The 1,365-nt window shown below is 70.5% G+C and carries 1 protein-coding gene and 1 pseudogene; both read left to right on the plus strand.

Annotated features, from left to right (window positions below):
- A pseudogene (locus GTO19_RS17130) lies at positions 1 to 387 on the plus strand (hypothetical protein); the annotation flags it as partial.
- Between the two features lie 68 nt (positions 388 to 455).
- Positions 456 to 1,365: MCP four helix bundle domain-containing protein (locus tag GTO19_RS17135; RefSeq protein ID WP_291018280.1), on the plus strand; the 910-nt coding region annotated here is incomplete at its 3' end.

The raw sequence follows: 1,365 nt of genomic DNA on the forward strand, positions 1-1,365 counted from the left end.
CAGGTGAACGTGGCGGTGAACCAGCTGGACCAGATGACGCAGCAGAACGCGGCGCTGGTGGAAGAGAGCGCAGCCGCCGCGCAGAGCCTGCGCGACCAGGCCGACCGACTGGCCGAGGTGGTGAAGGTGTTCCGCATCGGGTCCGAGCAGGCCGCGCCGGTCTTGAGCCCGGCCCCGGTGGCACCCAAGCCCGTGCTGAGCGCGGCGCCGGCACCCCTGGCCGCGCCGAGGCCGGCGCCCCAGGCCCCGGCACCCGCTGTCGCGAAGGCTGCCCCGGTGCTGGCGACCAGCAAGCCCGAACCCGAAACCAAACCCGCACCGCGTGCGCTCACCCCGGTGGCCGCGGCCACCCCGGCCTCGGCCGAAGGGGAGTGGGAGAGCTTCTGATCTCCCGCGCACGGCCCTCGGGCCGTGCGCTCCGTTTGTTGTTCTCCTGTTGCAAGAGTGAGTGAAAAATGGACGTCGTCAACCGCTTCCGCATCGGCCCGCGCCTGTACCTGGGTTTCGCCCTGGTGCTGATGCTGCTGGCCGGCCTGACCGCCGTGGCCTGGTATGGCCTGAAGACCTCGCAGGCCGCTACCGCGCGCGTGATCGAGATGGAGCAGCGAGCCGCGCTGACGCAGGAGTGGCTCATGAGCACGCAGATCAACATCAACCGCGTGATGGCCGTGGCCACCTCGCGCAACGACCCTGCGGTCGACGCCCACTTCAAACCGCTGATGACCCAGATCAGCGAACGCATCAGCGTGGTGCAGAAGACGCTGGAAGCCGAGATCCAGAGCGAGCAGGGCAAGGCGCTGCTCAAGGAGATCGCCGAGCGCCGCGCGGCCTACATGGCGGTGCGCAAGACCTACTTCGACACGCTGAAGAATGGCGACGCGGCCGGCGCGCAGCAACTGCTGACCGGCGGCCTGATGCCCGCGGCGGATGCCTACGCCGCCAAGCAGCGCGAACTGCTGGACCTGCAGCACCAGGCCGTGGCCGATGCGGTGGCGGCCTCCGACGCCACGGTGCAGCGCCAGCTCGGCCTGCTGGTGCTGTTGGCCCTGGCCGCTGGCGGCTTGGCCATGGTGCTGGCCTGGCGCATCACGCGCTCGGTCACCAAGCCCCTGGCCCAGGCCGTGGGCGTGACGCGCGAGGTGGCCTCGGGCGACCTGCGGCGCGACGTGCAGACCGAACTCACCGACGAGCTCGGCGACCTGCTGCGCGCACTCGGCGACATGAAGGCCTCGCTCACGCGCACGGTGGGCCTGGTGCGCAGCGCCAGCGACAGCATCGACACCGCGTCGCAGGAAATCGCGACGGGCAACCAGGACCTGAGCACGCGCACCGAACAGGCGGCGTCGAACCTGCAGGAAACCGCGG

Origin of the sequence: Hydrogenophaga sp. (assembly GCF_011772445.1) — a bacterium.
GTDB lineage: Bacteria > Pseudomonadota > Gammaproteobacteria > Burkholderiales > Burkholderiaceae_C > Hydrogenophaga.